We start from the raw sequence: 22,811 nt of genomic DNA on the forward strand, positions 1-22,811 counted from the left end.
CAGTGATCGGGGTTAGTCGCCCGGACCTTGCTAGGCGCACGCGCCATCCCAAAGACAGGTGTCTTCTCACCTGCACTTTATGGTGGCTGTGCGCAGGGCACCCTCGGGTGCGCCGGAGCCTAGCAGCCGGTCGACTAACCTGCGTACAGCCGCCACCCCTGCTCGTTTAGTCGCGAAAAGCCGGTGGTATTCACTTACTGCTAGGGAGTTTTGCTATGGATAACGTTGTTTCAGATTCGCCCGCGTTGGGTGCAACTCACCCATTTACCGTCAATGAAGAACTGAGTTTCGAAGACGCCTGGGGGCGTGTGGCTGAGCTGCTGCAGTGTGCGGTGGCGACGTCGCAAGCGCTCGGCCAACCGCTGGGCGCGCCGCATAGGGCGGTGATGCATTTGGTGGAGATGGCGAAGATGGTGGCGGATCGGGCGGTGGAGTGTTTGCAGCCCGTCTAAGACGACCCGCTTTCGATTAATCAATTGTCCAACAGCCGTTGGACAATTGAGGCGCAATTCTTACAGACATTAAAAAGCCGGCTTGTGGCCGGCTTCTCGCTGACTGCTTCAGCTTGTTTTTGACAAACCTCACCAGCCTTCAAATCGCTCAGCCCACATTGCGTCAGGCTGAATAGTAGGGGCATCAGCGGGAACTCCTCCGCTTCGCCGAGCAGGGTGGATAGCCTTAAGCCACCCCCTGCCAAATGTGGGCGGCATGATAACCGCATTCACCTCAGTTGCCCACCTCCGGATCCGGTTTAGAGCCTTCCCAGCCCAATAAATGCTCATCCAGCGGCACGGGTGGTCTTCGGTTATTGAGCGTGGACCACCAGAACACCCAGCCCACGATCTGGAAGTTCTGCTCGAAGCGTTGTTCGTGCGTGAGGTATTCGTCGGGGTGCTCGCTTGTGTTGTGGCTGCGCATGCGCAAACCACCGCCTGGGCGGTTGTAGAGGTATTTGATGCGTAGCATGCCGTCGTGTTCGACGGCGTAGATTTCACCGTCGATGATTTGGGTGCGGCCGCTGTCGATGCCGAGGGTGGCGCCTTGCTGGATGATCTCGGTCATGCTGTTGTCGACCATGTAGGCGCCTATCGCACGGTCGGGGTTGATGTTGAGGGTTTTGAGGGTGTGCAGGGTGACGCGGATGCGTTCGACGGAGGTGAAGGTAGGGTGGAGTGGGATTTCCACGTCGGTGCTTTCTGGGCGGTTGATTGGGCCTGTGAGGTATTTGCCCGCGTCTTCGCGGATGGGGATCACGTTCCTTGTGTCGTGGCCTTCCAGCAGGAAGTTGGCCATTGGGTGTTTGGGGCCTTCGCCGGTGCGTAGCCAACGGCTGGAGATGCACAGCAGTTCTGCGATCTCGTTGAGTCGGCCCATGGGCACGCCACGTTTGAACCAGTTGTTCACGTGTTGAGGCGTGACACCACGGTTCTTGGCGAAGTCGGAAGCGGAAAGATGAACTTCCCGCAGTAGTGCTTTTAGTCGATCACCTGATGTATTCATAAACGCAGAGTTTACTGGCCGGGAAACTACATCAAATAAACCATGCGTTGAATCGCGCGTGTAGGAGTTTGCTGGGTTGTAGCCTGATTTGTCAGATTTAAAACTTAGTTGAACGTTGAGTGTTAGGCGTTGAACTTGGCGTTTAATTTTTCCCACAAAAAAGCCCCGAATGATCGGGGCTTTTTTAATTGCCGGGGCAATGGTCGCGGTATCAGCCTTTGTAGGCAGCTACCGACTTCATGATCTCGGCGCGGGCGGCATCTGCGTTGCCCCAACCGTCGATCTTCACCCATTTACCTTTTTCGAGGTCTTTGTAGTTCTCGAAGAAGTGTTTGATCTGCTCCAGCAACAGTGGCGGCAGGTCGGTATATTCCTTCACGTCCACGTACAGCTGGGACAGCTTGTCGTGTGGTACTGCGATAACTTTGGCATCGCCGCCGCCGTCGTCGGTCATGTTCAGGATGCCGACTGGGCGCGCGCGGATAACCGAGCCTGGAGTAACCGGGTAAGGGGTTACAACCAGCACGTCGAGGGGGTCACCGTCGTCGGCCAGGGTGTTCGGGATGAAACCGTAGTTGGCCGGGTAGAACATCGGGGTGGCCATGAAACGGTCAACGAACAGGCAGTCGCTGTCTTTGTCGATTTCATATTTGATCGGCGCGTGGTTGGCCGGAATTTCGATGGCGACGTAGATGTCGTTCGGCAGGTCTTTGCCAGCCGGAATCTTGCTGTAGCTCATTGGGCGTTGCCCCCGTAGTTGGCCATGAAGCATGGCCGGATTGGCCTAAAAGTGGCGGCGATTATAGGCATATTCTGACGCTGATGCCATGCGTCAGACGTCTTACGGCGCGTGGCGTTCCGTCTGATACCGCGCGTCGCTCGCCTGCAGTTGGGTGAGGCGTGCCAGCGGATCCTGGCGATAAAACTGGCTCAGTTGCGCGTACACCTGTGGGTAGGTGCTGACCAGCAAATCCGGGGCACTGAAAAAATACTCGCTGGTGACGGCAAAGAATTCGGCCGGGTTTTCGGCGGCGTAGGGGTCTATGTCGGTGTCGGCGTCCGGGTTGGCGTCGAGTTGGCGATTGAGGTCGTCAAACGCGCTCTGCATGACGCTGGCCCAGTCTTGCACGCGCATGTCGCTGTGCAGCGGCGGCAGGCCGTTGGCGTCGCCATTGAGCATGTCGAGCTTGTGCGCCAGTTCGTGGATCACCAGGTTGTAGCCTTCCCAATTGCCACTGGCCAGCACGCCGGGCCAGGCGAGGATCACCGGGCCTTGTTGCCAGGCTTCGCCGCTGTGCTCGCCGTCCCATTCGTGTTCGACGCCGCTGGCATCGCGATGGCGCTGGGGGCTGAGGAAGTCGTCGGGGTACAGCACGATTTCGTGAAAACCCTGATACCAGTCCAGGTCGCCGAGGTTCATCAGCGGCAGTTGCGCCTGGGCGGCGAGCAGCAGGCGTTGCTCCTGGTGCAGGTCGACGCCGGGCAGGGCGGTGAGGTGTTTTTCGGCGAGGAAGACGACGCAGGCTTCACGCAGCCACCTGTCTTGCTCGGCGCTGATGCCGTCGAGGAAGGTCAGGTGGTTGCGCACCCGTTGCCAGGTGTCATCGGCAATCGGGTGCCTGGCCAGCAGGCGCCGGCGACGCCAGGCGCTGAGGGACCACATGTGCAGGCGTTACGACTTGGCTTCGGAGGACGTGCGACCAAAGCGGCTGCGGACCACGCCGATGATCATCGGCACCAGTGACAGCAGGATGATGAACACCACGAGTAACGAGAGGTTCTTCTTAATAAACGGCACGTTGCCGAAAAAGTAACCCAAGGTCACCAGACCGCCGACCCAGATGATGGTGCCGAACACGCTGAAACCGAAAAAGCGCGGGTAGGGCATTTTGGCGATGCCGGCGACGAACGGCGCGAACGTGCGCAAAATCGGCAGGAAGCGCGCCAGGGTCACGGTTTTGCCGCCGTGTTTGTCGTAGAAGTCGTGAGTCTTTTGCAGGTAGTCGCGGCGGAAGATTTTCGAGTTCGGGTTGCTGAACAAGCGTTCCCCGGCGGTTCGCCCGATGACGTAGTTGGTGCTGTCGCCGAGAATCGCCGCCAGCATCAACAGGCCGCCCAGCAACACCGGGTCCATGCCGCCGCCGGCGGCAATGGCGCCCGCGATAAACAGCAACGAATCACCCGGCAGGAAGGGCATGACCACCAGGCCGGTTTCGCAAAAAATCACCAGGAACAGAATGGCGTAGATCCACGGACCGTAATTGGTTACCAGCATGTCGAGGTAGACGTCGAGATGCAGGATAAGGTCTAGCGGGTTGAAATCCATGGATGGCACCTAGTGTGAATGGCCCGGCTCAGCAGGCCTGTGCGGGGTGTCGGGTAATAAGGCTACAAGTGTATGCCGAATTTCTTACAAGACTGAAAGGTCGGCATTATACGGACTGATCGGTGAAAAGCGTGTTGGTTTTGTAGCGGGGGATGTCGCGGGTTTATTGAAGCAACACTGATCAAATGTGGGAGCTGGCTTGCCTGCGATAGCGCAGTGTCTGTGACGTGGGCGCTGGCTGGTTCAACGCTATCGCAGGCAAGCCAGCTCCCACAGGGAATGTAGGGTGATTGGGGTGTGGGATCAGTCTTCACTGATCGGCAGCGTGTAGTTCTTGAACTCCGTGTCCTCGCGAAACCCGATCGACTCGTACGTCTTCTGTGCCACTTCATTGTCACTGCTGGTCGACACCCGCAACCGCACTGCCTGGGTTTCCTTGGCCATTTTCTTCGCGGTACGCATCAGGTTATCCGCCACCAATTGCCGACGCGCATCCTCGGCCACATAGATGTCATTGAGTATCCAAACCCGCTTGAGCGACAGCGACGAAAAGCTCGGATACAGCTGACAAAACCCGAGCAATTTCTTGTCGTCATCATCCGCCAGCGCCAAATAAATCACCGATTCCTTACGGCGCAGGCGCTTTTCCAGGAAGTCTCGCGATGAATCCGGGAATGGCAACGCCCCATAAAACTCACGGTATTTGACGAAAAGCGGGGTCAACAGGTCCAGGTGTTCCAGGGTTGCTTGAGTAATCCGCATGCCAGGCCTCAACTTTCAAAGGGGGGTGACCACACGCGCGGCCGTGACTCGATGCTGCCTAACGTCGCGAAAAAGCGCAATCGTGCAGCGATCAGTCACCCGGTGAGCTGAGCAGGAAATTACCCTTCATCAGGTCAGGATCATCCGACTCAATCGTCTGAACCTGCGCCTCGTCCTTGAGATTGACCCCCGACAGCTGCCGTCGACACGCTTCTTTCATCAAGTAAAGCAGGCGATGCGCCGCCATGCCGTAGCTCAAGCCCTCAAGGCGCACGTTGGAGATGCAGTTGCGATAGGCGTCAGTGAGGCCGACTTTGGGGTTGTAAGTGAAATACAGGCCCAGGCTGTCCGGCGAGCTGAGGCCTGGCCGTTCGCCGATCAGGATCACCACCATTTTGGCGCCGAGCAACTGGCCGACTTCATCCGCCACCGCCACGCGGCCTTGTTCCACCAGAATCACGGGTGACAAGGACCAGCCTTCGGCCTGGATGTGTTCTTCCATGCGTGTGAGAAACGGCAGCGTATGTTTATGCACTGCCAGCGCCGACAGCCCGTCGGCGACCACCACGGCCAGGTCGACGCCGCCGGGGTTGGCGGCGGCATAGTCGCGAAGGCTCTGGGCGGATTCATCACTCAAGCGCCGCCCCAGGTCCGGGCGTTGCAGATACAGATGGCGGTCGGCGGCAGCGCTGTGCAGCAGCAGTGTGTCGCGGCCGCGTTCGGCCATTTGGCTGCTCAGGCCCGCGTGGTCGAAAGGCAGGTGCACCGCGTCGCGTGCCTGGGCGTGGGCGAATTGAAAATCCAGCTGTGCGCTGGTGGGAATGCTAGTACCGGTGCGGCCCAGGGCAATGCGCGCCGGGGTCAGGCGGCGCAGTTCCAGCCACGGGTTATCAGGCAGGGTTTCAAGGGAATCGACTTCCACGGGCGGCTCCTTCATCCCAATTGCGCCAAGGCTTGGCGAAACGCTGGTGGCAGGCTGTTACCAAAGCGCACTTTGCCGTCGGCTTGCGTGAAGATGCCCATTTTCGCCAGCCACTGTTCAAACTCCGGCGCCGGTTTTAAACCCAGTGTTTGCCGGGCGTACAAGGCGTCGTGGAACGAAGTGGTCTGGTAGTTGAGCATGATGTCGTCGGAACCGGGGATGCCCATGATGAAGTTGATCCCGGCCACGCCGAGCAGGGTCAGCAGGGTGTCCATGTCGTCCTGGTCGGCTTCGGCGTGGTTGGTGTAGCAGATGTCGCAGCCCATCGGCACGCCGAGCAACTTGCCGCAGAAGTGGTCTTCAAGGCCCGCGCGGATGATCTGTTTACCGTTGTACAGGTACTCCGGGCCGATAAAACCGACCACGGTGTTGACCAGAAACGGGTTGAAATGCCGGGCCACGGCGTAGGCGCGGGTTTCGCAGGTTTGCTGGTCGACGCCAAAGTGCGCGTTGGCCGAAAGGGCGCTGCCCTGGCCGGTTTCGAAATACATCAGGTTCTTGCCCAACGTGCCGCGATTGAGGCTCAAACCCGCCTCGTAGCCTTCCTGCAGCACGCTCAGGCTGATGCCGAAACTGGCATTGGCGGCTTCGGTGCCGGCAATCGACTGAAACACCAGGTCCAGCGGTACGCCACGGTTGATGGCTTCGATGGACGTGGTGACGTGGGTCAGCACGCAGGCCTGGGTGGGAATTTCGTAGCGCTGGATGATCGCGTCGAGCATTTCCAGCATGGCGCAGATCGAGGCGATGCTGTCGGTGGCCGGGTTGATGCCGATCATGGCGTCGCCGTTGCCGTAGAGCAGGCCGTCAAGAATGCTCGCGGCGATGCCCGCCGGTTCGTCGGTCGGGTGGTTGGGTTGCAGGCGGGTCGACAAGCGCCCGCGCAAACCCAGGGTGCCGCGAAACTGGGTGACCACGCGGATCTTCTGCGCTACCAGCACCAGGTCCTGCACGCGCATGATCTTGGAGACAGCAGCCGCCATTTCCGGTGTCAGCCCTGGCGCCAATGTGCGTAGGGATTGTTCATCGGCGGCATCGCTGAGCAGCCAGTCACGCAAGCCGCCGACAGTCAGGTGGCTGACCACGGTAAACGCCTGTTTATCGTGGGTGTCGATGATCAGCCGGGTGACTTCATCGCTTTCGTAGGGGATCAGCACTTCTTCCAGAAAGTGCTTCAAGGGAATATTCGCCAACGCCATCTGCGCGGCCACGCGCTCACCGTCGTTCTGCGCGGCCACACCGGCGAGGAAATCCCCGGAACGCGCGGGGCTGGCCTTGGCCATCACGTCCTTGAGGCTGTCGAAGCGGTAGGTCTGTGCACCCACCGCGTGGGAAAAGCTTGCCATACAGTGTCTCCTTGACGACGCGAGCAGCCGCCCGCGTCGAGGTTTAGGCAGTTCAGTGCAAGGCGGCCTCTGCGGCCTGGATCGCCGCGAATTCTTCTTCCGGCGTGCCTGCTACCAAGTGATGCCGGCTGTAGAAAGCAAAGTAAGCAATTAATACTCCATAGATGATCGCCGCGCCAATCACCACGCGCGGGTCCACCAGAAAGCCCGCCACCACGGCCACGCAGGCCAGTACCAGCGCCACGCCGGAAGTGAAAATGCCCCCCGGTGTGCGGTACGGGCGGTCCATTTTGGGGCGACGGACGCGCAAAGTGATGTGCGCGGCCATCATCAGCACGTAGGAAATGGTCGCGCCAAACACCGCCACCAGAATCAGCAAGTCGCCCTGGCCGGTCAGCGACAGGCCGAACCCGATGATGCCGGGGATGATCAATGCCAGCACCGGCGCCTTGCTTTTATTGGTTTGCGAGAGTTTGCGCGGCAGGTAGCCAGCACGGGACAACGCGAAGATCTGCCGCGAATAGGCGTAGATAATCGAGAAAAAGCTCGCGATCAACCCCGCCAGGCCGACCAGGTTGACGAAGCCACCCATCCACGTTGAACCGCCGTAGGCCAACGCCAGCGCTTCAACCAGCGGGTTGCCGGATTTGACCAACGCATAAGTGCCCGCGGCGCCCGGCGCGATCACCAGAATCAGCAGGGCAAAACTGGTCAGCACCACAATGGCGCCGATCAGGCCACGGGGCAGGTCGCGTTTCGGATTTTTGGTTTCTTCAGCGGCCAGGGGCACGCCTTCCACGGCGAGGAAAAACCAGATGGCGTAAGGAATTGCCGCCCATACGCCGACGTAGCCGAACGGCAGAAAGGTGCTGGCGCCCTTGGCTTCGGTCACTGGTATATCGAGGAGGTTGGCGACATTGAAGTGCGGCACCATCGCCACCAGGAACACGCCCAAGGCAATCGCGGCGACGGCGGTAATCACAAACATCAGCTTCAAGGCTTCGCCGACGCCAAAGATGTGGATGCCGATAAAGATGATGTAGAACGCCAGGTAGATCATCCAGCCGCCAATGCCGAACAACGACTCGCAATACGCGCCGATAAACACTGCAATGGCGGCGGGGGCGATGGCGTATTCAATGAGGATGGCGGTGCCGGTGAGAAAGCCCCCCCAAGGCCCGAACGCGCTGCGGGCAAAGCCGTAGCCGCCGCCGGCGGTGGGGATCATGGAAGACAATTCGGCCAGGGAAAAACACATGCACAGGTACATGGTGGCCATAAGCAGTGTGGCGAGGAACATGCCGCCCCAGCCACCCTGGGCCAGGCCGAAGTTCCAGCCGGCGTAGTCGCCGGAGATGACGTAGGCGACGCCGAGGCCGACCAACAGCACCCAGCCGGCGGCGCCTTTTTTAAGTTCGCGTTGTTGGAAGTAGTCGGTGCCGACTTTTTCGAAGTCGACGGAAGAGCCAGTGGGTTCGCTAGGCATGGGAAAGTACCGTCCATTGTTATTGTTCTAATTCGGCCTCTTTGTGCCGGATGAGGTAGCAACGACTTTGCGAAGTTCTACTGTGGGAGCTGGCTTGCCTGCGATGGGGCCAGCACGACCAACATCATGGGTTGAATGACCCACCGCTATCGCAGGCAAGCCAGCTCCCACACTTGATTGCATTTCAAGTTAAGAGCCGGTCGCCTGCTGCAGGGTTTAGTTAGAAAAAGCCCAGCGGATTAATGTCGTAGCTCACCAGCAGGTTCTTGGTCTGCTGGTAGTGATCCAACATCATCTTGTGCGTCTCACGGCCCACGCCGGACTTTTTGTAACCGCCAAACGCGGCATGTGCCGGGTACAGGTGGTAGCAGTTGGTCCACACGCGGCCCGCCTTGATCGCGCGGCCCATGCGGTAGGCGCGGTTGATGTCGCGGGTCCACACGCCGGCGCCGAGGCCGAACTCGGTGTCGTTGGCAATCGCCAGGGCTTCGGCTTCGTCCTTGAAGGTGGTGATGCTCACCACCGGCCCGAAGATTTCTTCCTGGAACACGCGCATTTCGTTGGTGCCCTTGAGCAGCGTCGGCTGGATGTAATAGCCGCCGGCCATATCGCCTTCGAGCTTCTCGACCTTGCCGCCGGTCAGCAGTTGCGCGCCTTCGCCTTTGGCAATTTCGAGGTAGGACAGGATCTTGTCGAACTGCTGCTCCGACGCCTGGGCGCCGACCATGGTGTCGGTGTCCAGCGGGTCGCCGCGTTTGATCTGCTCGACCTTTTTCATCACCACTTTCATGAAGTCGTCGTAAATCGACTCTTCCACCAGCGCACGCGATGGGCACGTGCACACTTCGCCCTGGTTGAAGAACGCCAGCACCAGGCCTTCTGCGGCTTTCTCGATGAACGACGGCTCGGCTTTCATGATGTCGGCGAAGAAGATGTTCGGCGACTTGCCGCCCAGCTCAACAGTCGACGGAATGATGTTTTCCGCAGCACATTTCATGATGTGCGAGCCCACTGGCGTAGAGCCAGTGAAGGCAATCTTGGCAATGCGTTTACTGGTGGCCAGGGCTTCGCCGGCTTCTTTACCGAAGCCGTGCACCACGTTCAGCACGCCCGGTGGCAGCAGGTCGCCGATCAATTCCATCAGCACGTTGATGCCCAGCGGGGTTTGCTCGGCAGGCTTGAGCACCACGCAGTTGCCGGCGGCCAGGGCCGGGGCGAGTTTCCACGCGGCCATCAGCAGCGGGAAGTTCCACGGGATGATCTGACCGACCACGCCCAGCGGCTCATGGAAGTGATAGGACGCCGTGTGTTCGTTGATCTCGGCGCTGCTGCCTTCCTGGGCGCGGATGCAGCCGGCGAAGTAGCGGAAGTGGTCGGCAGCCAGCGGGATGTCGGCATTGAGGGTTTCACGCACGGCCTTGCCGTTGTCCCAGGTTTCGGTAATGGCCAGCAGTTCGAGGTTTTGCTCAATGCGGTCGGCGATTTTAAGCAGCACCAGCGAGCGGTCCTGGGCCGAGGTTTTGCCCCAGGCGTCAGCGGCGGCATGGGCGGCGTCGAGGGCTTTGTCGATATCTTTGGCAGTGGAGCGCGGGAATTCGGCGATGGCCTTGCCGTTGACCGGCGAGGTGTTGGTGAAATAGTTGCCATCGACCGGTGCAACGAATTCGCCGCCGATGAAGTTGCCGTACTTGGCCTTGAACGAGACGATCGCGCCTTCAGTACCGGGGTGTGCGTAACGCATGGTGGGTATCTCCTGACTTTTATGTTTATTGGAGTACAGCGATATTGCGCTTGATAAAGCGTAGAGCAAAGGTCGGGCCACTGCCGTGCGGGGCCGGTAAATCGGGGGGGTTAGCTGTATTGCAAAGCGTTGCTGTAGCACGGGTGGTACAGCGTGAGTGACAGTTTGTGCCATAAACGGTACAGCCCATGAACAACGGCCCGGCCCAGGGTTGCAATGGTAGGGATGCCGGGGGATGCTGGCCGTTCTCATGCAGGGAGAATAATAAGAAATGCACAACGATCATTTCAGTCGCCATGCCAGGCAAGTCCTGACTGTGGCGCATGGCCGCGACCCGTCCAGCGACCCCTCCATCGCCCGCTCCTGGCGGCGTTGCCTGGAGGACTATCACCTCGACCCTGCTGTGAGCATCGCCCCCACCGTGCTTGAACACGGCCGCTTGCTGGAAAGCCGCGAACGCCTGCAGCAAGTGCTGCACATCGCCGGCACCGAGATGAACAGCCTGCATCAGCAGCTTTCGGGTGCTGGCCACGCGGTGCTGCTGACGGATGCGCGCGGGGTGATCCTCAATTGCGTGACGGCGCCCTCCGAACGCAAGATTTTCGAGCGTGCCGGTTTATGGCTGGGCGCCGACTGGAGCGAAGCCTGCGAGGGTACCAACGGTATCGGCACCTGCCTGGTGGAACGTCAGTCGCTGACCATCCATCGCGATGAACATTTTCGCGGCCGGCACACCGGGTTGACCTGCTCGGCGAGCCCGGTGTTCGACCCCCATGGCGAGTTGCTGGCAGTGCTGGATGTGTCATCGGCGCGCGAGGCCGTGTCGCGCCAGAGCCAGTTCCACACGATGGCGCTGGTGAACCTGTCGGCGAAGATGATCGAGAGTTGTTACTTCCTGCGCCATTTTGAACACCACTGGCTGCTGCGTTTTCACCTGCAGGCCGAGTCTGTTGGGTTGTTCAGCGAAGGGCTGCTGGCGTTTGACGGGGAAGGGCGCATCTGCGCGGTCAACCAGAGCGCGCTGAACCTGCTGGGGCAAGTGCGCGGTGGTTTGCTGGAGCAGCCGGTGGAGGCGTTTTTTGACTGCTCGCTCGACCAACTGCTCGGTCGCTCCAGTGCCAATGCCACCGCCAGTTGGCCATTGCGCACCCGTGACGGCCGGCAACTATTCGCGGCGCTGCGCGGGCAGGCGCGCAGTGTGGCCGCGCCTGTGACCATACCCGAAGCGCCGAGACTGCCGGGCATCTGCCTGGGCGACCCTGCGCTGCAGACGGATTTTCGCCGGGCGCTCAAAGTGTTCGAACGCGACGTGCCGCTGCTGATCAACGGCGAAACCGGCTGCGGTAAAGAAGCCTTCGCCAAGGCCGTGCATCAGGCCAGCCTGCGCGCGGGCAAGCCTTTCGTCGCCCTCAACTGCGCCGCCATCCCCGAACATCTGATTGAAAGCGAGCTGTTCGGCTATCGCGGCGGCAGTTTTACCGGCGCACTCAAGGAAGGCATGCGCGGCAAGCTGCAACAGGCCGACGGCGGCACGTTATTTCTCGATGAAATCGGCGACATGCCGTTCGCGTTGCAAACCCGCTTGCTGCGGGTTTTGGAAGATCGGCTGGTGGTGCCCATTGGCGGTGAGCCGCAGGCGGTGGACGTCAGAATTATCAGCGCCACCCACCGCAATTTGCTCGAGCGCGTTGAGGCTGGCAGCTTTCGTGAAGACTTGTATTACCGCCTGAACGGCTTGGAAGTGGCGTTACCGGCACTTCGCGAACGCGCTGACAAAGCGCAGCTGCTGGATTTTCTACTGGATCAGGAGGCAGCCGGGCAGGCCGTTACCCTACAGCTGGCAGCCCGAGAAGCACTGCTTGCGTATGCGTGGCCGGGCAACGTGCGGCAACTGCGCATGGTGTTGCGTACGCTGGTGGCTTTGGCTGAAGACGGGTGTGTTGTCTTGGGCGATCTACCTGTGAACGTACGTGCTCCAAACCTTGCGCCCTCTACGCCTGGTGAATTATCGCCCTTACACGAGGCGGAACGAAAAACGCTACTCAATACTCTTGAACAGCAGCGTTGGCATATGACGCGTACCGCTGAACAACTTGGTCTCAGCCGCAATACGCTCTATCGGAAGTTACGAAAGTACAGAGTCTGTGTGCCCGAATTAGATAAATAAATTAATGTTTGGGATTTGGCTTACAAGGTTTATTGTTCGTAATAGTGGTGCTCTATGGGGGTGTTAGTTATTTTCAATTGATATGAAGTTTGTGGCGAAGTGGAACTGGTTATGCGGTGTTAACCACGTAATTAGTTGAGAGCATGGAGGGCGTCTCAATTATTCCATAACGTGATTTGAATAGGTCTTCGACGATGCTGAATATTCCCTCAAACTTAACGCCTACCTTTAAACTGGATCCTGTCGCTGAAGGTCCTGTGGAGAGTCATGAGCATATCAGGGAAAAAAGGTCTAAGGGGGCGGGGCCTCGCAGGGTTCCTGCTCATAACGGTGGTGGTGGTCGTAGCCCCGGCAGTTCTCCCACTCAGGTTATAAAGCCCAGGGCAAAACCAGGCCAAGACGTTGATAACAGTGGTTGGCCGGTCAATAAAGCAGGCCAGCGAGTAAATAGCGACGGTCACGCGATCGACAATAAAGGTCGCCGTATTAATGAACGTGGCCAGCTGATTAATGATAAAGGTCACGCCGTTAACGAAAAAAACCAACGTGTCAATGAACGCAACCAGCCGGTGAATGATAATGGCCATGCGATTAACACACTTGGCAAACCCGTGGACAGTTACAACCGTCCGGTTGACGCACACGATCGCTTGATCGACCCGCAGGGGCGAATCATCAACGAAAAAAAACAGCTTATTGATCTCGATGGGAAGCCGGTTAATAAAGAAGGCTACCTCATCGACCAATACAAAAGGCCGCTGGATAAAAACGGGAAGGTAGCAACGTCAAAGGAAAGTGCGGTGTTGGGCAATAACGAGCCTCATGAGCAGATCGCGGGCATGAAGAAATCGCTCACAAGGACTCGCGCCTTTCAGGGCACCCAGACAACTCCCGCTACACCGAAACCCTCTGTGCAAGACTCAGCTGAAAGCGCGGTAAAGACCGATGAGTTAATCAAGAAGGGCCTGATTCCTTCGAAACCCGAGTTAGCAAAAACTGCAATAGACGGTGTTGTCTCAAACTCTGCGGGTGCGTTGGCAACGCTCCCGATTAAAGTGGGAGAAACTGCAGTTACTACCGTGGTGGCGGAGACTATAAAGGCAAAGTATCTGCCAGTTCCGCTTGCCCCTGTTGCCTCCGCGCCGGCGACGACGACTGCCGGCCCCGTGACGCCGCAGACTGAAGCGGAAAAGGCCAAAGAGGCAAAACAGCAGGCTCTTAATACTTCCATAGACAACATCCAACTCAGCGTATTCGAGACGCACAATGGCATGTTGAAAGTGTTATATGGAGAGCAAAAGGGTGATGTGGTTCCCGGTGGGAACTGGCCGAAGCTCCCCCTTGAACGCCTGGACAGGCTCGAAGATTTGGTGTCTCACCTCGAGCAAGAGGCCACAAAGGCCGCAGATCAGTACCACGTGTATTTCAAGGCATACCTGCCGGAGAAGGACCCGGCACCGGGCACCGAAGGCATCCCGGCGCGTGTCGATGCGCTTGAAAAAAGGCTGGCTAGTGTGAAAGAAACGCGAACAAAAGCAGAAAAAGCAGTAGCAGAGAAGGCGTGACCGACAACTGCCACTAGATGGCGAATCTGCTTTAAGTAGTGATCTCTATTAGACTTGCGATAACCTGCCAGGCGATTTTAGCGGGTCACTTAATAAAGTAGTTTAAAGCCATCCGCATAAACCCGGCGTTCTGTTCAACCAACGAGCGCCGGGTTTTATTGTTTGTTGAATTTGTATTTCAGCGCTGTGCACATTATTTAATGTAATGAGCGCACGCACACGGCTGGCTGAACACAGTGCAGGATTTTAAGTATGAGTGTGCAACTTACTGATTCGTTACATGGCGCTTTATTGGAAACGCCTGAAGTTCCTGCTGCTACTGCGGCGCCTTCACCGGGACTTGATGATTCCAGCGTTTCTCGAGCGGCAGGCGATGTGCGTTTGGCGAAAACCTACGCTGAGCAATTGACTACGGGCGCGCGGCTACGGGTTCCACAAGACTCAACGTTGGGCCGTTGGCTTGAGGCGCTGAAGTTAGCTTTCGCCTCTCCAGTGCTTCAACGCATGCTGGCGTCGGGAGACGTGACGGCCATTGAGGTCGACCCTGCCAAAGGTGAGATCAGAGTCAACTACCGTGGAGCATTGATCAGAGAGTCTGTTTCGCTGGCAGGTATACCGGGCGGGTTAGACCTGTTCGACAGTTTGATGACCGCCGCCAAAGCCCTCACTCCCAACGGTATATTGAGCCTTCCGGGTTATTTCCAGGACGGCACTGTTGCGTTAGGCGATGTGCAACGCTTTTACGGCGAGCCGGCGCATTTAACGCCGGCACAACAAATCGCTCGTTCCAAAGAACTAACCCGCCACCCAGTTTTCCAGGGACTGGGTTCGCTGCCGCACAACGACGTGCGTTTGGATGTTTTGCGCGGGATAGGCAATGCGCAAACGTGGCACAACCTGCTCGTTGTGTTGAAAGCGCAGGTCGAGAAACCGGGCGCGAGTCTGGATGTTGGCGCCGTTGAAGTAAACGTGGCGCCCCATTCCGAGGGTTGGAGTGAACAGCAACAGCAGCCCGTTACCCTAAGCCTTAAACAGTTGCTCATTGACCACGGCTTGAACGTACCGGTCACGCGGGATGAACTTGCCAATCTCGAGCGCTCGCTGTCTGCGGCGCCTTTGCGCGCACCTTCTGAGGGGGATTATGGCGGGCTGTTGAGCAAAGACGTGCCGTTAAGCGAGAGCGATCAAAAGAAAATAACCCAGACGGTGAATGCCTGGAAAGCCAGCCAAACCCAGGTAACGCCTGACGGGAAGGGGCGCGCGCTGAGTCTTCTTGACTACCTGCAGCGTGCTGTCCCGGCCCACGTCAGGGCGAAGGCCGGCGAGGCCCCTGAAGCTTTTCTACAGGCATTGATCAGTACACCTCAGGCCCGCGCACTTGGTAAGCAGTTGCAAGAGGCAATTGATGCCCCAGCCACGGCAACAGGTACCCAGGAAGCGCTGCTCACCGCCTTGGGCTTAGAGGCCGATCCGGCGGGCGGGCGGCAGCGCAATAATTTGGCGGGGTATGACTTGCGTCAGCAAGACAACTGGGGGCGGTCGCCCGCCGAGATCGTCAAGCGTTTCGAAAACCACCTGGAAAACCGTTTTGGCCCTCAGTTGGCGAAGGTGGCGGCCTATCAATTGCTCGCCCTGTCTGCGCCTGAGTTTTTAGTCAAGGATCTGCCTCCCTCAATGGTGTACGGCTCACAGCAATGGGCCTCGTTCAGCGCAGCCGTATTGCGTCGCGAGTTGGACACCCCAGGCTCATCGGCCGGGCAAACCTATGCGCAGATCATGCAACACGACGCCCTGGACCCTGTTACCGAGGCAGGGCAGAGCCAGTCGCAGTTCGCCGCGATGCAATCGGTGATCGACTGGGGCATTGCCAACGGTGTGGTTGAGGCGCGAGGTGATGATGCCTACAGCGCCGAAACCATTGACCGTGCAGTGACTGCCTTGCAAACGCAAGTTGATGGTTTGGTGGACGCAGCAAAAGCGCTGGCGGCGCCAATGCCGACGCGCAGGGAGTTGGCGCTGGCTGAGTTAAGGCGGGTATACGGCGATAAAATGGAGCGCTTTTTTGAGGACAAAACACTGCTCGGTGATCACCCACCGGGGTCGCGCAAGCGTGGGACCTACTCTCTGTTGAACATTTATATGTCCGGGGACTTGCACAAGCATGCCTGGACTTCCTCCAACAAAGACTTCCCAACGGCCGTTGTTCAAGCAGGCTTCTCCAGGTTGCCGGATATAAAGGCCACATTCGAGGAGCGGTTCAATGCTTACGTCGATGAATTGAAAAACGCTTCGGCAACGTTTTTCAACTATCAAGTGTCGCAGCTACCGGCTGAAGACCGGAAGATGATCGAGTATGGCAAGGTCACCACGTTCAGCCTTGGCGTGCCCGGTAATCACGCACGAGGTTCCATTCGCACTGATCACCCCATGTTCAACTATGTAAACAGTGGCGCGATCCTTATCAGAGCCGAGTTGGATGGGAAAACCTGTCATTACTTATATTCGCCCTCTCAAGGAAAAATAATCAAAGACGCTGACCCGTCCCGACTAGGGCTGCAGTCTCCATCGTCTCGCTTGTATTTCTCGATGGCGCGGCCCGGGCGCCCTGGTGAGCAGGAAGACACCGTGACCATCCTGTGGCAGACGCCGCTCACGCCGTGGCCCAAAAAAGACAAAATTGACTTTGCCGCGTTCTCTGTTTACCCGTCGAAGTCATTGGCGTCGCAACTGCCGGGGCCACACTCTGTGCCACATACGGGTTTGCCTTCGGTCAGAAGTAACGAGCTGGGCTCAGTCGTCGGTGCTTACTACAGTCGAGCTGTTCAAGACCAAAGAGCAACTGCAAAAGGCGAAACCCTCCAGGAGCGTGATGAGAGGAGAAACAAGGCCGACAAGCAGTTCATGCTGGGCTTGATTCCTTTTTACGACGCCATCAAAAGTTTCACTAAAGGCGATGTGCTGGCCGGTTTGCTTTACGCAGTGCTTGATGTAATTGGCTTGGTCGTGCCCGCAGTAAAAGGCGGGAGTCAGGCGATCAAAGCCGGCTCCAAAGGGCTGGGAGCTGCCTTGAGTTTTCTTAAGGGGTTTACCAAAGCAGGCGTAAAGGCCGCTAACCCACTGGGTGGGGTTTATGACATCGGGCGGGGTGTTTTCACGCTCGGCAAGCGCGGTATCAAATCATTGTCCCGCACGAAGTTGCCCCTGGTTGGTAAGTTGCGCCATGGTCGCGGGCGTAGCGGCAGTTTTGATATTCCCCAGGGCGTAAAAAAAACGCCAGTGGCCAATGGCGTTTATCGTCCGCTTGGTGAAAATACCGATGCCCTGCCTGCACGGGCGGTGCAGCGAAACGGCAAGTGGTACGCCTTCGATCCAAAAACCCAGGTGCCTTACGGTGCACCGTTGAAAGGGTTTACGCCCAGCGCCAGGCCTGTCGGGCAGCGCGCGGCAAGCGTTGCGGTGAGTGTGGCTATTGATACGGCAGTGGGTGTCGGTGCTGGCTTGGTATTTCAAAAAATCCGGCAGGGTGGGGTGCCGCGTCAGTTCCAGCTCCCATCTGCATTGGCCCAAGCCAAAGTGGAGCGGCAAAGCAATGCTGAAGCCGCTCACAGGGTGGCTGATCAAGCATTGCCCGCTCGGGCGCAGGCGCTTCATTTGGAACTCCGGCAGGCGAATAAGGCGCTTGCGGCGCTGGAAGGGGTAGCGGTGCAAGACGTCGACGGTGCGCCCGAAATCAGCGTGACCGACATCCTCCAGCGCCTGGACCAAATGGAGGCTGAACTGGATGACCTTGAAGAACGCACTGATGAAAGTGCGTCAACATTCAGGGTGTTTTTCCAACGCTACCTCCCGGCGCCTGTTGATGCCCAGGACGAAAACGCCGTGCGTGATCGATTGACGGCCACAGAAAAACGGTTGGCTGCGGTGATAAACGCGGTGCGCGACATGCAGGCACAGTCAAGCAAAGCGGCATGAGTGGCGATGACCGCTCAGGTCACAGTAAGGACGCAGCCGAGCGAAGTGCATGGGCGCACTTCGCACCGCCACTGGCCGCATAAAAGGTGCGATTTCCCCCTCCCTGCGCTAACCTGCCTCGATGTTTTACGAGGTCAACCATGCACATTCATATTCTCGGTATTTGCGGCACTTTCATGGGCTCGATGGCGGTTCTGGCCAAGGAGCTGGGCCATCACGTCACTGGCTCCGACGCCAATGTTTACCCGCCCATGAGCACGCAACTGCAAGCCCAGGGCATTGAGTTGACCCAAGGTTACGACCCGTCGCAATTCGACCCGGTCCCGGACCTGGTGGTGATCGGCAACGCCATGTCCCGTGGCAACCCTGCGGTCGAGTACGTGCTCAACAAAGGTTTGCCGTATGTTTCCGGCCCGCAGTGGCTGGCCGACCATGTGCTGCAAGGTCGCTGGGTACTGGCCGTGGCTGGCACCCATGGCAAAACCACCACCAGCAGCATGCTGGCCTGGGTGCTGGAACACGCGGGCATGAGCCCGGGCTTCCTCATCGGCGGTGTGCCGCAGAACTTCTCGGTGTCGGCCCGCTTGGGTGAAACACCGTTCTTCGTGATCGAGGCGGATGAATATGACAGCGCTTTCTTCGACAAGCGCTCCAAGTTCGTTCACTACCGCCCACGCACGGCGATCCTGAACAACCTTGAGTTCGATCACGCGGATATCTTCCCCGATCTGCCGGCCATCGAACGCCAGTTCCATCACTTGGTGCGCACCATCCCGAGTGAAGGCCTGGTCATCCACCCAACCACCGAGCCGGCGTTGCAGCGCGTGATCGACATGGGTTGCTGGACTCCGGTGCAAACCACCGGCGAGGGCGGGCAGTGGCAGGTCAAGCTGCTGAGCGAAGACGGTTCCCGATTTGAAGTGTTGTTTGAAGGTGAAGCCCAGGGCGTCGTCGAGTGGGACATGACCGGTCAGCACAACGTTGCTAATGCCTTGGTGACCCTGGCGGCCGCGCGGCATGTCGGCGTGGTGCCGTCCATGGGGATCGCTGCGTTGAGTGCGTTCAAGAGCGTGAAGCGCCGCATGGAAAAAGTCGCCGACGTGAATGGGATTACCATCTACGACGACTTTGCCCACCACCCGACGGCAATTGCCACCACGCTGGATGGCCTGCGCAAGCGCGTTGGCGATGCGCCGATCATTGCGATTATCGAGCCGCGCTCCAACTCCATGAAGCTCGGCGCGCACCGTGATGGCTTGCCGGAAAGCGTCAACGATGCCGATCAAGTGGTGTGGTACGCGCCCGCCACCCTCGGCTGGGACCTGCCGGCGATTGCGGCGCTGTGCACCGTGCCATCAGCCGTGTGCGACTCCATCGAGGGCATCATTCATTTCGTCAAACAAAAGGCCACGCCGGGCACTCACGTGGTGGTCATGAGCAACGGCGGCTTCGGCGGCTTGCATGGCAAACTGGCCGAGGCATTGAAATGAGCGGCCCGGAACGCGTCACCCTGGCGATGACCGGCGCCTCCGGTGCGCCGTATGGCTTGCGCCTGCTGGACTGCCTGGTGCGCGAAGACCGTGAAGTGCATTTTTTGATCTCCAAGGCCGCGCAACTGGTGATGGCCACCGAGACGGATGTGGCGCTGCCACCCAAAGTGCAGATGATGCAAGCCTTCCTTACCGAATACACCGGTGCGGCGGCGGGGCAGATCAAGGTGTATGGCAAAGAGGACTGGATGTCGCCCGTGGCCTCCGGCTCCGGCGCGCCGGCGGCGATGGTGGTGGTGCCGTGTTCCACCGGCACCTTGTCGGCGATTGCCACAGGCGCCTGCAATAACCTGATCGAGCGGGCGGCGGATGTGACCTTGAAGGAGCGACGCCAGTTGATTCTGGTGCCGCGCGAGGCGCCGTACTCGAGTATTCACCTGGAGCACATGCTTAAGTTGTCGAACATGGGCGTGACCATTTTGCCGGCATCGCCTGGGTTTTATCACCAGCCGCAGACCATCGATGACCTGGTGGACTTTGTAGTGGCGCGCATTCTCAATCTGCTGAATATCCCTCAAGACATGTTGCCGCGTTGGGGCGAGCACCATTTGAGCAATGATGAATAAGGCGCTGCTGGTGGTGATGGCGCTGCAGCTTGCGGGCTGTGCCACGGCGCGCACGCTGGACGCCGCGCAGCCCGGTGCGCCGGTGGTGTATGCCGGTACGCGTCTGGATTTGTATGCGATTAATGGCGGCTGTTGCGCCAGGGATCGATTCGGTGCCGAAGCGCCGAGTTATCCCCACGTGGATTTGCCCGCCAGCGCAGTGCTCGACACGCTGCTATTGCCGCTGTCGTTGTTGACGGTTTTGGGGGTTGGGTTTAACGCGACGGGCGGGCTTTAGGTTGATGGTGGCTGCACTGGCCCCATCGCAGGCAAGCCAGCTCCGACAGGGGAATGCATTCCAAAGGTGGGAGCTGGCTTGCCTGTGATGAGGCCCACCCAATCACTGCCCATTTATTTGCCCAGCTTACGCAACTCATCCGACTCCACAACCCGCACGCCATTCTGTTCTTCCAGCGCCAGACGCCACATGGCGCGGGCCAGTTCGCAGACTTCAATGCCGTGGTATTTGCCCGGAATCAACCGCGACAGTGGCCCGGCGATTTTCTCGGCCAGGCGCGTTTCCAGGCGTTCCCCCAGCAACACCGAAGGTCGCGCGATGGTCAGCTGCGGCCAGTCCTGGGCCTTCAGCGCCTGTTCCATTTCGCCTTTGATGCGGTTGTAGAAGATCGAGGATTTCGGGTCGGCGCCAATGGCGCTGATCACGATCAGGTGCCGTGCACCCAGGTCCCGCGCACGCTTGGCGAAGGCGACGACCAGGTCCAGGTCGACCGCGCGAAACGCGTCTTCCGAGCCCGCCTTTTTAATCGTGGTGCCCAGGCAGCAGAAGGCGATATCCACCTGACCGCTCAGTTGAGGCAGGACCACCGCCGGGTCGCCCACCGGGTTTTCCAAACGCGGATGCTCCGCCAGCGGCTTGCGGCTGGGTGCAAGCACGCGGGTGACGGTAGGTTCGTTGAGCAGGCGGTCGAGCAGGTGTTCGCCGGTGAGGCCAGAGGCGCCGGCGATCAGAATATGTTGAGGTGTCAGGTACATAGTGTTTCCCCCTTGTTACACATTACAGCTTAGTTGCCTTTGGCTTCCTTGCTATTCATAGAGACGCTTTCGAGCGCCTTTCGTGCCTGCTGTTTACGTAATAGTTGCCAATGGGCAATCACGCCTTTGGGCGCCCAGATCTGTGGTTCGGAGGCTTCGAAGTTGTCCGCCTGTTCGCGCTCGGCCACGTGCACTTGTGCCAGCTTGAAGGCTTGCTGCAAGTCGTCGGTCTGGTTGAAGGCCTGGGCAAACAGGGCGTCACCGAAGTAGGTGAAGTCCGCTTCTTCGGAGCACCCGAACGACACGCGGTCGGCACGCGAGGCGGTCATGATCAGGGTGCGGTCATCTTTGAGGGCTGGGATAAACCCGCCGGAATAGCAGGCGGAAATCACGATGACCTTGTCGCGGTTTTTCAGCGGGGCAAGCACGGCCGCAAGTTCATCGGCCGGCAGGTCGGCAAGCTCCATGCGCGGCTGGTCGAGCACCAGTTCGTGTTCGTGGGTGCCGTGGCTGGTCATGTAGATAAACACCAGGTCTTCGGGCCCTGTGCGTTCAGCCAGGGTTTGCACCGCGCGGCGCAGGCTTTCGCGGGTGGCCAGCGGGCGGTCGGCAATATGGTCGCGATGGTTGACCAGGCGGATCTGCCCGCGCGCACCGAAACGTGTGGCGAGCAGGTTGCTGACGTAATCGGCTTCGCGCAGGAACACGCTTTGTTTGCCATCACCGGCCAGCACCAGGGAATACAGCTCGACGGCGGGGGTGGACGGTGGCACGGCGGCGAGCGCTGCATCGAGCAAGTGGCCCTGGGCCAGAATGCCGGTTTCCAGCGGGTCGGGCAGCAGTTTGCCATCCGCGTCACGCACGCGCATGCCATTGACCCACGTGCCGGCCTGCACAGTGCCGTCGGTCAGCACCAGCGTGCCTTTGCCTTGATAGCTGTCGCTGTCGAAGCCGCCGATATAGAAGCTGCCATCGGTGAGGTTCAGGCGGCCGTCGCCGGTGAAGCGCCAGTCGCTGAACTGGCCGACATAGTGGCTGCCGTCGATGCCGATCAACTCACCCTTGCCGCTGAGCGCGCCTTCCTTGAACTGGCCGATCCACACGTCGCCGTCGGCGTTTTCGTAGCGGCCTTTGCCGTTGAGCTGGTTCTGCTTGAACTGGCCGACGTAGATGTCGCCGTCGGCACTGTTGAAGGTGCCGTTGCCTTCCAGTTGGCCGTCCACAAAGTGGCCGCTGAACTGGTTGCCGCTGTCGTCATTGCGCTGGCCTTCGCCATTCGGCTTGCCGTGGGCGAACTGGCCCTGATATTGGCTGCCGTCGGCCAGCTCCAGGCGACCGAGGCCGGAATACTGGTCGTCCTTGAATTCGCCGCGATAGGTCATTTGCCCCTCTTTGAGGGTGCCTTCGCCGTTGCGTCGACCATTCTTGAAGCCGCCGACGTAGCTGCTGCCCGCCGTGGTCAGGCTGCCGTGGCCGTCGAACAGGCCTTGCTGGAACTGGCCCTTGTAGACTTCGCCGTTACTGCCATGCCATTCGCCCTGGCCGTGCCACTGGCCTTTGTCGAACTGGCCGGCGTACCAACTGCCGTTGGGGTAGTCCACACGGCCCTGGCCTTGCAGCAAACCATTGACCACATCACCCCGGTAACGGCCGCCATCGGGCAGGCGCGCATCGGGCGGCAACAGCGATTCGCCGTCTCCGCAAGCGGTGAGCAACAGGGCAAGGGCAAGGGGAGCGAGTGGGCGCATAGCGGGATCCGGATAATTGAGCGCCGAGTATGCCGCAGCCGCAGGTTTCATACATAAATTTACATACA

Annotated in this window: 18 protein-coding genes; 7 read left to right on the forward strand and 11 right to left on the reverse strand. The window is 59.1% G+C overall.

Features of this window, described 5'->3' with window-relative positions; translation table 11 throughout:
* Positions 1–215 precede the first annotated feature (215 nt).
* Positions 216–452, forward strand: coding sequence for a hypothetical protein (locus ACP7A2_RS13230; protein ID WP_426134552.1), 237 nt, complete (start codon positions 216–218; stop codon positions 450–452).
* A 274-nt stretch (positions 453–726) separates the two neighbouring features.
* On the opposite strand, the gene ACP7A2_RS13235 is transcribed toward ACP7A2_RS13230, so the two are convergent.
* The 9 genes from ACP7A2_RS13235 to exaC form a co-directional block, all read right to left on the reverse strand.
* Positions 727–1,500: a LexA family transcriptional regulator gene (locus tag ACP7A2_RS13235; protein ID WP_426134553.1), complete on the reverse strand. Its 774-nt coding sequence runs from the start codon at positions 1,498–1,500 to the stop codon at positions 727–729.
* Between the two features lie 211 nt (positions 1,501–1,711).
* Entirely contained in the window at positions 1,712–2,239 is a 528-nt protein-coding gene (gene ppa, locus ACP7A2_RS13240) for an inorganic diphosphatase (RefSeq protein WP_003176323.1), read from the reverse strand.
* Between the two features lie 102 nt (positions 2,240–2,341).
* Positions 2,342–3,163, reverse strand: a complete 822-nt coding sequence (locus ACP7A2_RS13245; RefSeq protein ID WP_426134554.1) for a zinc-dependent peptidase — start codon at positions 3,161–3,163, stop codon at positions 2,342–2,344.
* A 9-nt stretch (positions 3,164–3,172) separates the two neighbouring features.
* Positions 3,173–3,826: a DedA family protein gene (locus ACP7A2_RS13250; protein ID WP_348062420.1), complete on the reverse strand. Its 654-nt coding sequence runs from the start codon at positions 3,824–3,826 to the stop codon at positions 3,173–3,175.
* Between the two features lie 303 nt (positions 3,827–4,129).
* Positions 4,130–4,588, reverse strand: coding sequence for a GNAT family N-acetyltransferase (locus ACP7A2_RS13255; RefSeq protein ID WP_375065062.1), 459 nt, complete (start codon positions 4,586–4,588; stop codon positions 4,130–4,132).
* Between the two features lie 91 nt (positions 4,589–4,679).
* Complete coding sequence (eutC, locus tag ACP7A2_RS13260) at positions 4,680–5,525, reverse strand: ethanolamine ammonia-lyase subunit EutC (RefSeq protein ID WP_426134555.1); 846 nt, start codon at positions 5,523–5,525, stop codon at positions 4,680–4,682.
* Positions 5,522–6,916 carry an ethanolamine ammonia-lyase subunit EutB gene (locus ACP7A2_RS13265; RefSeq protein ID WP_426134556.1) on the reverse strand — a complete coding sequence of 465 codons (1,395 nt, stop codon included), beginning with the start codon at positions 6,914–6,916 and terminating at the stop codon, positions 5,522–5,524. Before ACP7A2_RS13265 ends, eutC begins: the two co-directional genes overlap by 4 nt.
* Positions 6,917–6,968: 52 nt before the next feature.
* Positions 6,969–8,402, reverse strand: coding sequence for an ethanolamine permease (gene eat / locus ACP7A2_RS13270; protein WP_426134557.1), 1,434 nt, complete (start codon positions 8,400–8,402; stop codon positions 6,969–6,971).
* Between the two features lie 220 nt (positions 8,403–8,622).
* Positions 8,623–10,143, reverse strand: coding sequence for an acetaldehyde dehydrogenase ExaC (exaC, locus tag ACP7A2_RS13275; protein ID WP_426134558.1), 1,521 nt, complete (start codon positions 10,141–10,143; stop codon positions 8,623–8,625).
* Positions 10,144–10,414: 271 nt separating this feature from the next.
* Here exaC and ACP7A2_RS13280 point away from each other — a divergent pair, with 271 nt between their 5' ends.
* From ACP7A2_RS13280 to ACP7A2_RS13305, 6 genes are all read left to right on the forward strand, one after another.
* Positions 10,415–12,310 (forward strand): sigma-54-dependent Fis family transcriptional regulator, encoded by a 1,896-nt coding sequence (locus ACP7A2_RS13280; RefSeq protein WP_426134559.1) that lies wholly within the window; start codon positions 10,415–10,417, stop codon positions 12,308–12,310.
* A gap of 194 nt (positions 12,311–12,504) precedes the next feature.
* Positions 12,505–13,875, forward strand: coding sequence for a hypothetical protein (locus ACP7A2_RS13285; RefSeq protein WP_426134560.1), 1,371 nt, complete (start codon positions 12,505–12,507; stop codon positions 13,873–13,875).
* Positions 13,876–14,127: 252 nt separating this feature from the next.
* The gene (locus tag ACP7A2_RS13290; protein ID WP_426134561.1) at positions 14,128–17,847 is read left to right on the forward strand and encodes a hypothetical protein; all 3,720 of its coding nucleotides are present in this window, start codon (positions 14,128–14,130) and stop codon (positions 17,845–17,847) included.
* A gap of 140 nt (positions 17,848–17,987) precedes the next feature.
* Positions 17,988–19,337, forward strand: a complete 1,350-nt coding sequence (gene mpl / locus ACP7A2_RS13295) for a UDP-N-acetylmuramate:L-alanyl-gamma-D-glutamyl-meso-diaminopimelate ligase (protein ID WP_426134562.1) — start codon at positions 17,988–17,990, stop codon at positions 19,335–19,337.
* Positions 19,334–19,963 carry a flavin prenyltransferase UbiX gene (gene ubiX, locus ACP7A2_RS13300; protein ID WP_076952653.1) on the forward strand — a complete coding sequence of 210 codons (630 nt, stop codon included), beginning with the start codon at positions 19,334–19,336 and terminating at the stop codon, positions 19,961–19,963. The genes mpl and ubiX overlap by 4 nt, the downstream gene beginning before the upstream one ends.
* Entirely contained in the window at positions 19,956–20,240 is a 285-nt protein-coding gene (locus ACP7A2_RS13305; RefSeq protein WP_348058582.1) for a YceK/YidQ family lipoprotein, read from the forward strand. Before ubiX ends, ACP7A2_RS13305 begins: the two co-directional genes overlap by 8 nt.
* Before the next feature lie 113 nt (positions 20,241–20,353).
* Here ACP7A2_RS13305 and ACP7A2_RS13310 read toward each other — a convergent pair whose 3' ends face one another.
* The gene (locus tag ACP7A2_RS13310; RefSeq protein ID WP_426134563.1) at positions 20,354–20,995 is read right to left on the reverse strand and encodes an oxidoreductase; all 642 of its coding nucleotides are present in this window, start codon (positions 20,993–20,995) and stop codon (positions 20,354–20,356) included.
* A 29-nt stretch (positions 20,996–21,024) separates the two neighbouring features.
* On the reverse strand, positions 21,025–22,743 hold the full coding sequence (locus ACP7A2_RS13315) for a C13 family peptidase (RefSeq protein ID WP_348058579.1): 1,719 nt from the start codon (positions 22,741–22,743) through the stop codon (positions 21,025–21,027).
* Positions 22,744–22,811 lie beyond the last annotated feature (68 nt).

It is taken from the genome of Pseudomonas sp. PWP3-1b2, from assembly GCF_049896045.1.
Taxonomy (GTDB): domain Bacteria; phylum Pseudomonadota; class Gammaproteobacteria; order Pseudomonadales; family Pseudomonadaceae; genus Aquipseudomonas; species Aquipseudomonas antarctica_B.

Bases quoted from the DNA above. Each gene is read 5' to 3' on its own strand.
- ubiX (WP_076952653.1), top strand. From the start codon at position 19,334: ATGAGCGGCCCGGAACGCGTCACCCTGGCGATGACCGGCGCCTCCGGT.
- ACP7A2_RS13310 (WP_426134563.1), bottom strand. From the start codon at position 20,995: ATGTACCTGACACCTCAACATATTCTGATCGCCGGCGCCTCTGGCCTC.
- ACP7A2_RS13280 (WP_426134559.1), top strand. From the start codon at position 10,415: ATGCACAACGATCATTTCAGTCGCCATGCCAGGCAAGTCCTGACTGTG.
- ACP7A2_RS13305 (WP_348058582.1), top strand. From the start codon at position 19,956: ATGAATAAGGCGCTGCTGGTGGTGATGGCGCTGCAGCTTGCGGGCTGT.
- ACP7A2_RS13265 (WP_426134556.1), bottom strand. From the start codon at position 6,916: ATGGCAAGCTTTTCCCACGCGGTGGGTGCACAGACCTACCGCTTCGAC.
- ACP7A2_RS13245 (WP_426134554.1), bottom strand. From the start codon at position 3,163: ATGTGGTCCCTCAGCGCCTGGCGTCGCCGGCGCCTGCTGGCCAGGCAC.
- ACP7A2_RS13235 (WP_426134553.1), bottom strand. From the start codon at position 1,500: ATGAATACATCAGGTGATCGACTAAAAGCACTACTGCGGGAAGTTCAT.
- eutC (WP_426134555.1), bottom strand. From the start codon at position 5,525: ATGAAGGAGCCGCCCGTGGAAGTCGATTCCCTTGAAACCCTGCCTGAT.
- ACP7A2_RS13255 (WP_375065062.1), bottom strand. From the start codon at position 4,588: ATGCGGATTACTCAAGCAACCCTGGAACACCTGGACCTGTTGACCCCG.
- eat (WP_426134557.1), bottom strand. From the start codon at position 8,402: ATGCCTAGCGAACCCACTGGCTCTTCCGTCGACTTCGAAAAAGTCGGC.
- ACP7A2_RS13290 (WP_426134561.1), top strand. From the start codon at position 14,128: ATGAGTGTGCAACTTACTGATTCGTTACATGGCGCTTTATTGGAAACG.
- ACP7A2_RS13285 (WP_426134560.1), top strand. From the start codon at position 12,505: ATGCTGAATATTCCCTCAAACTTAACGCCTACCTTTAAACTGGATCCT.
- mpl (WP_426134562.1), top strand. From the start codon at position 17,988: ATGCACATTCATATTCTCGGTATTTGCGGCACTTTCATGGGCTCGATG.
- ppa (WP_003176323.1), bottom strand. From the start codon at position 2,239: ATGAGCTACAGCAAGATTCCGGCTGGCAAAGACCTGCCGAACGACATC.
- ACP7A2_RS13315 (WP_348058579.1), bottom strand. From the start codon at position 22,743: ATGCGCCCACTCGCTCCCCTTGCCCTTGCCCTGTTGCTCACCGCTTGC.
- ACP7A2_RS13230 (WP_426134552.1), top strand. From the start codon at position 216: ATGGATAACGTTGTTTCAGATTCGCCCGCGTTGGGTGCAACTCACCCA.
- ACP7A2_RS13250 (WP_348062420.1), bottom strand. From the start codon at position 3,826: ATGGATTTCAACCCGCTAGACCTTATCCTGCATCTCGACGTCTACCTC.
- exaC (WP_426134558.1), bottom strand. From the start codon at position 10,143: ATGCGTTACGCACACCCCGGTACTGAAGGCGCGATCGTCTCGTTCAAG.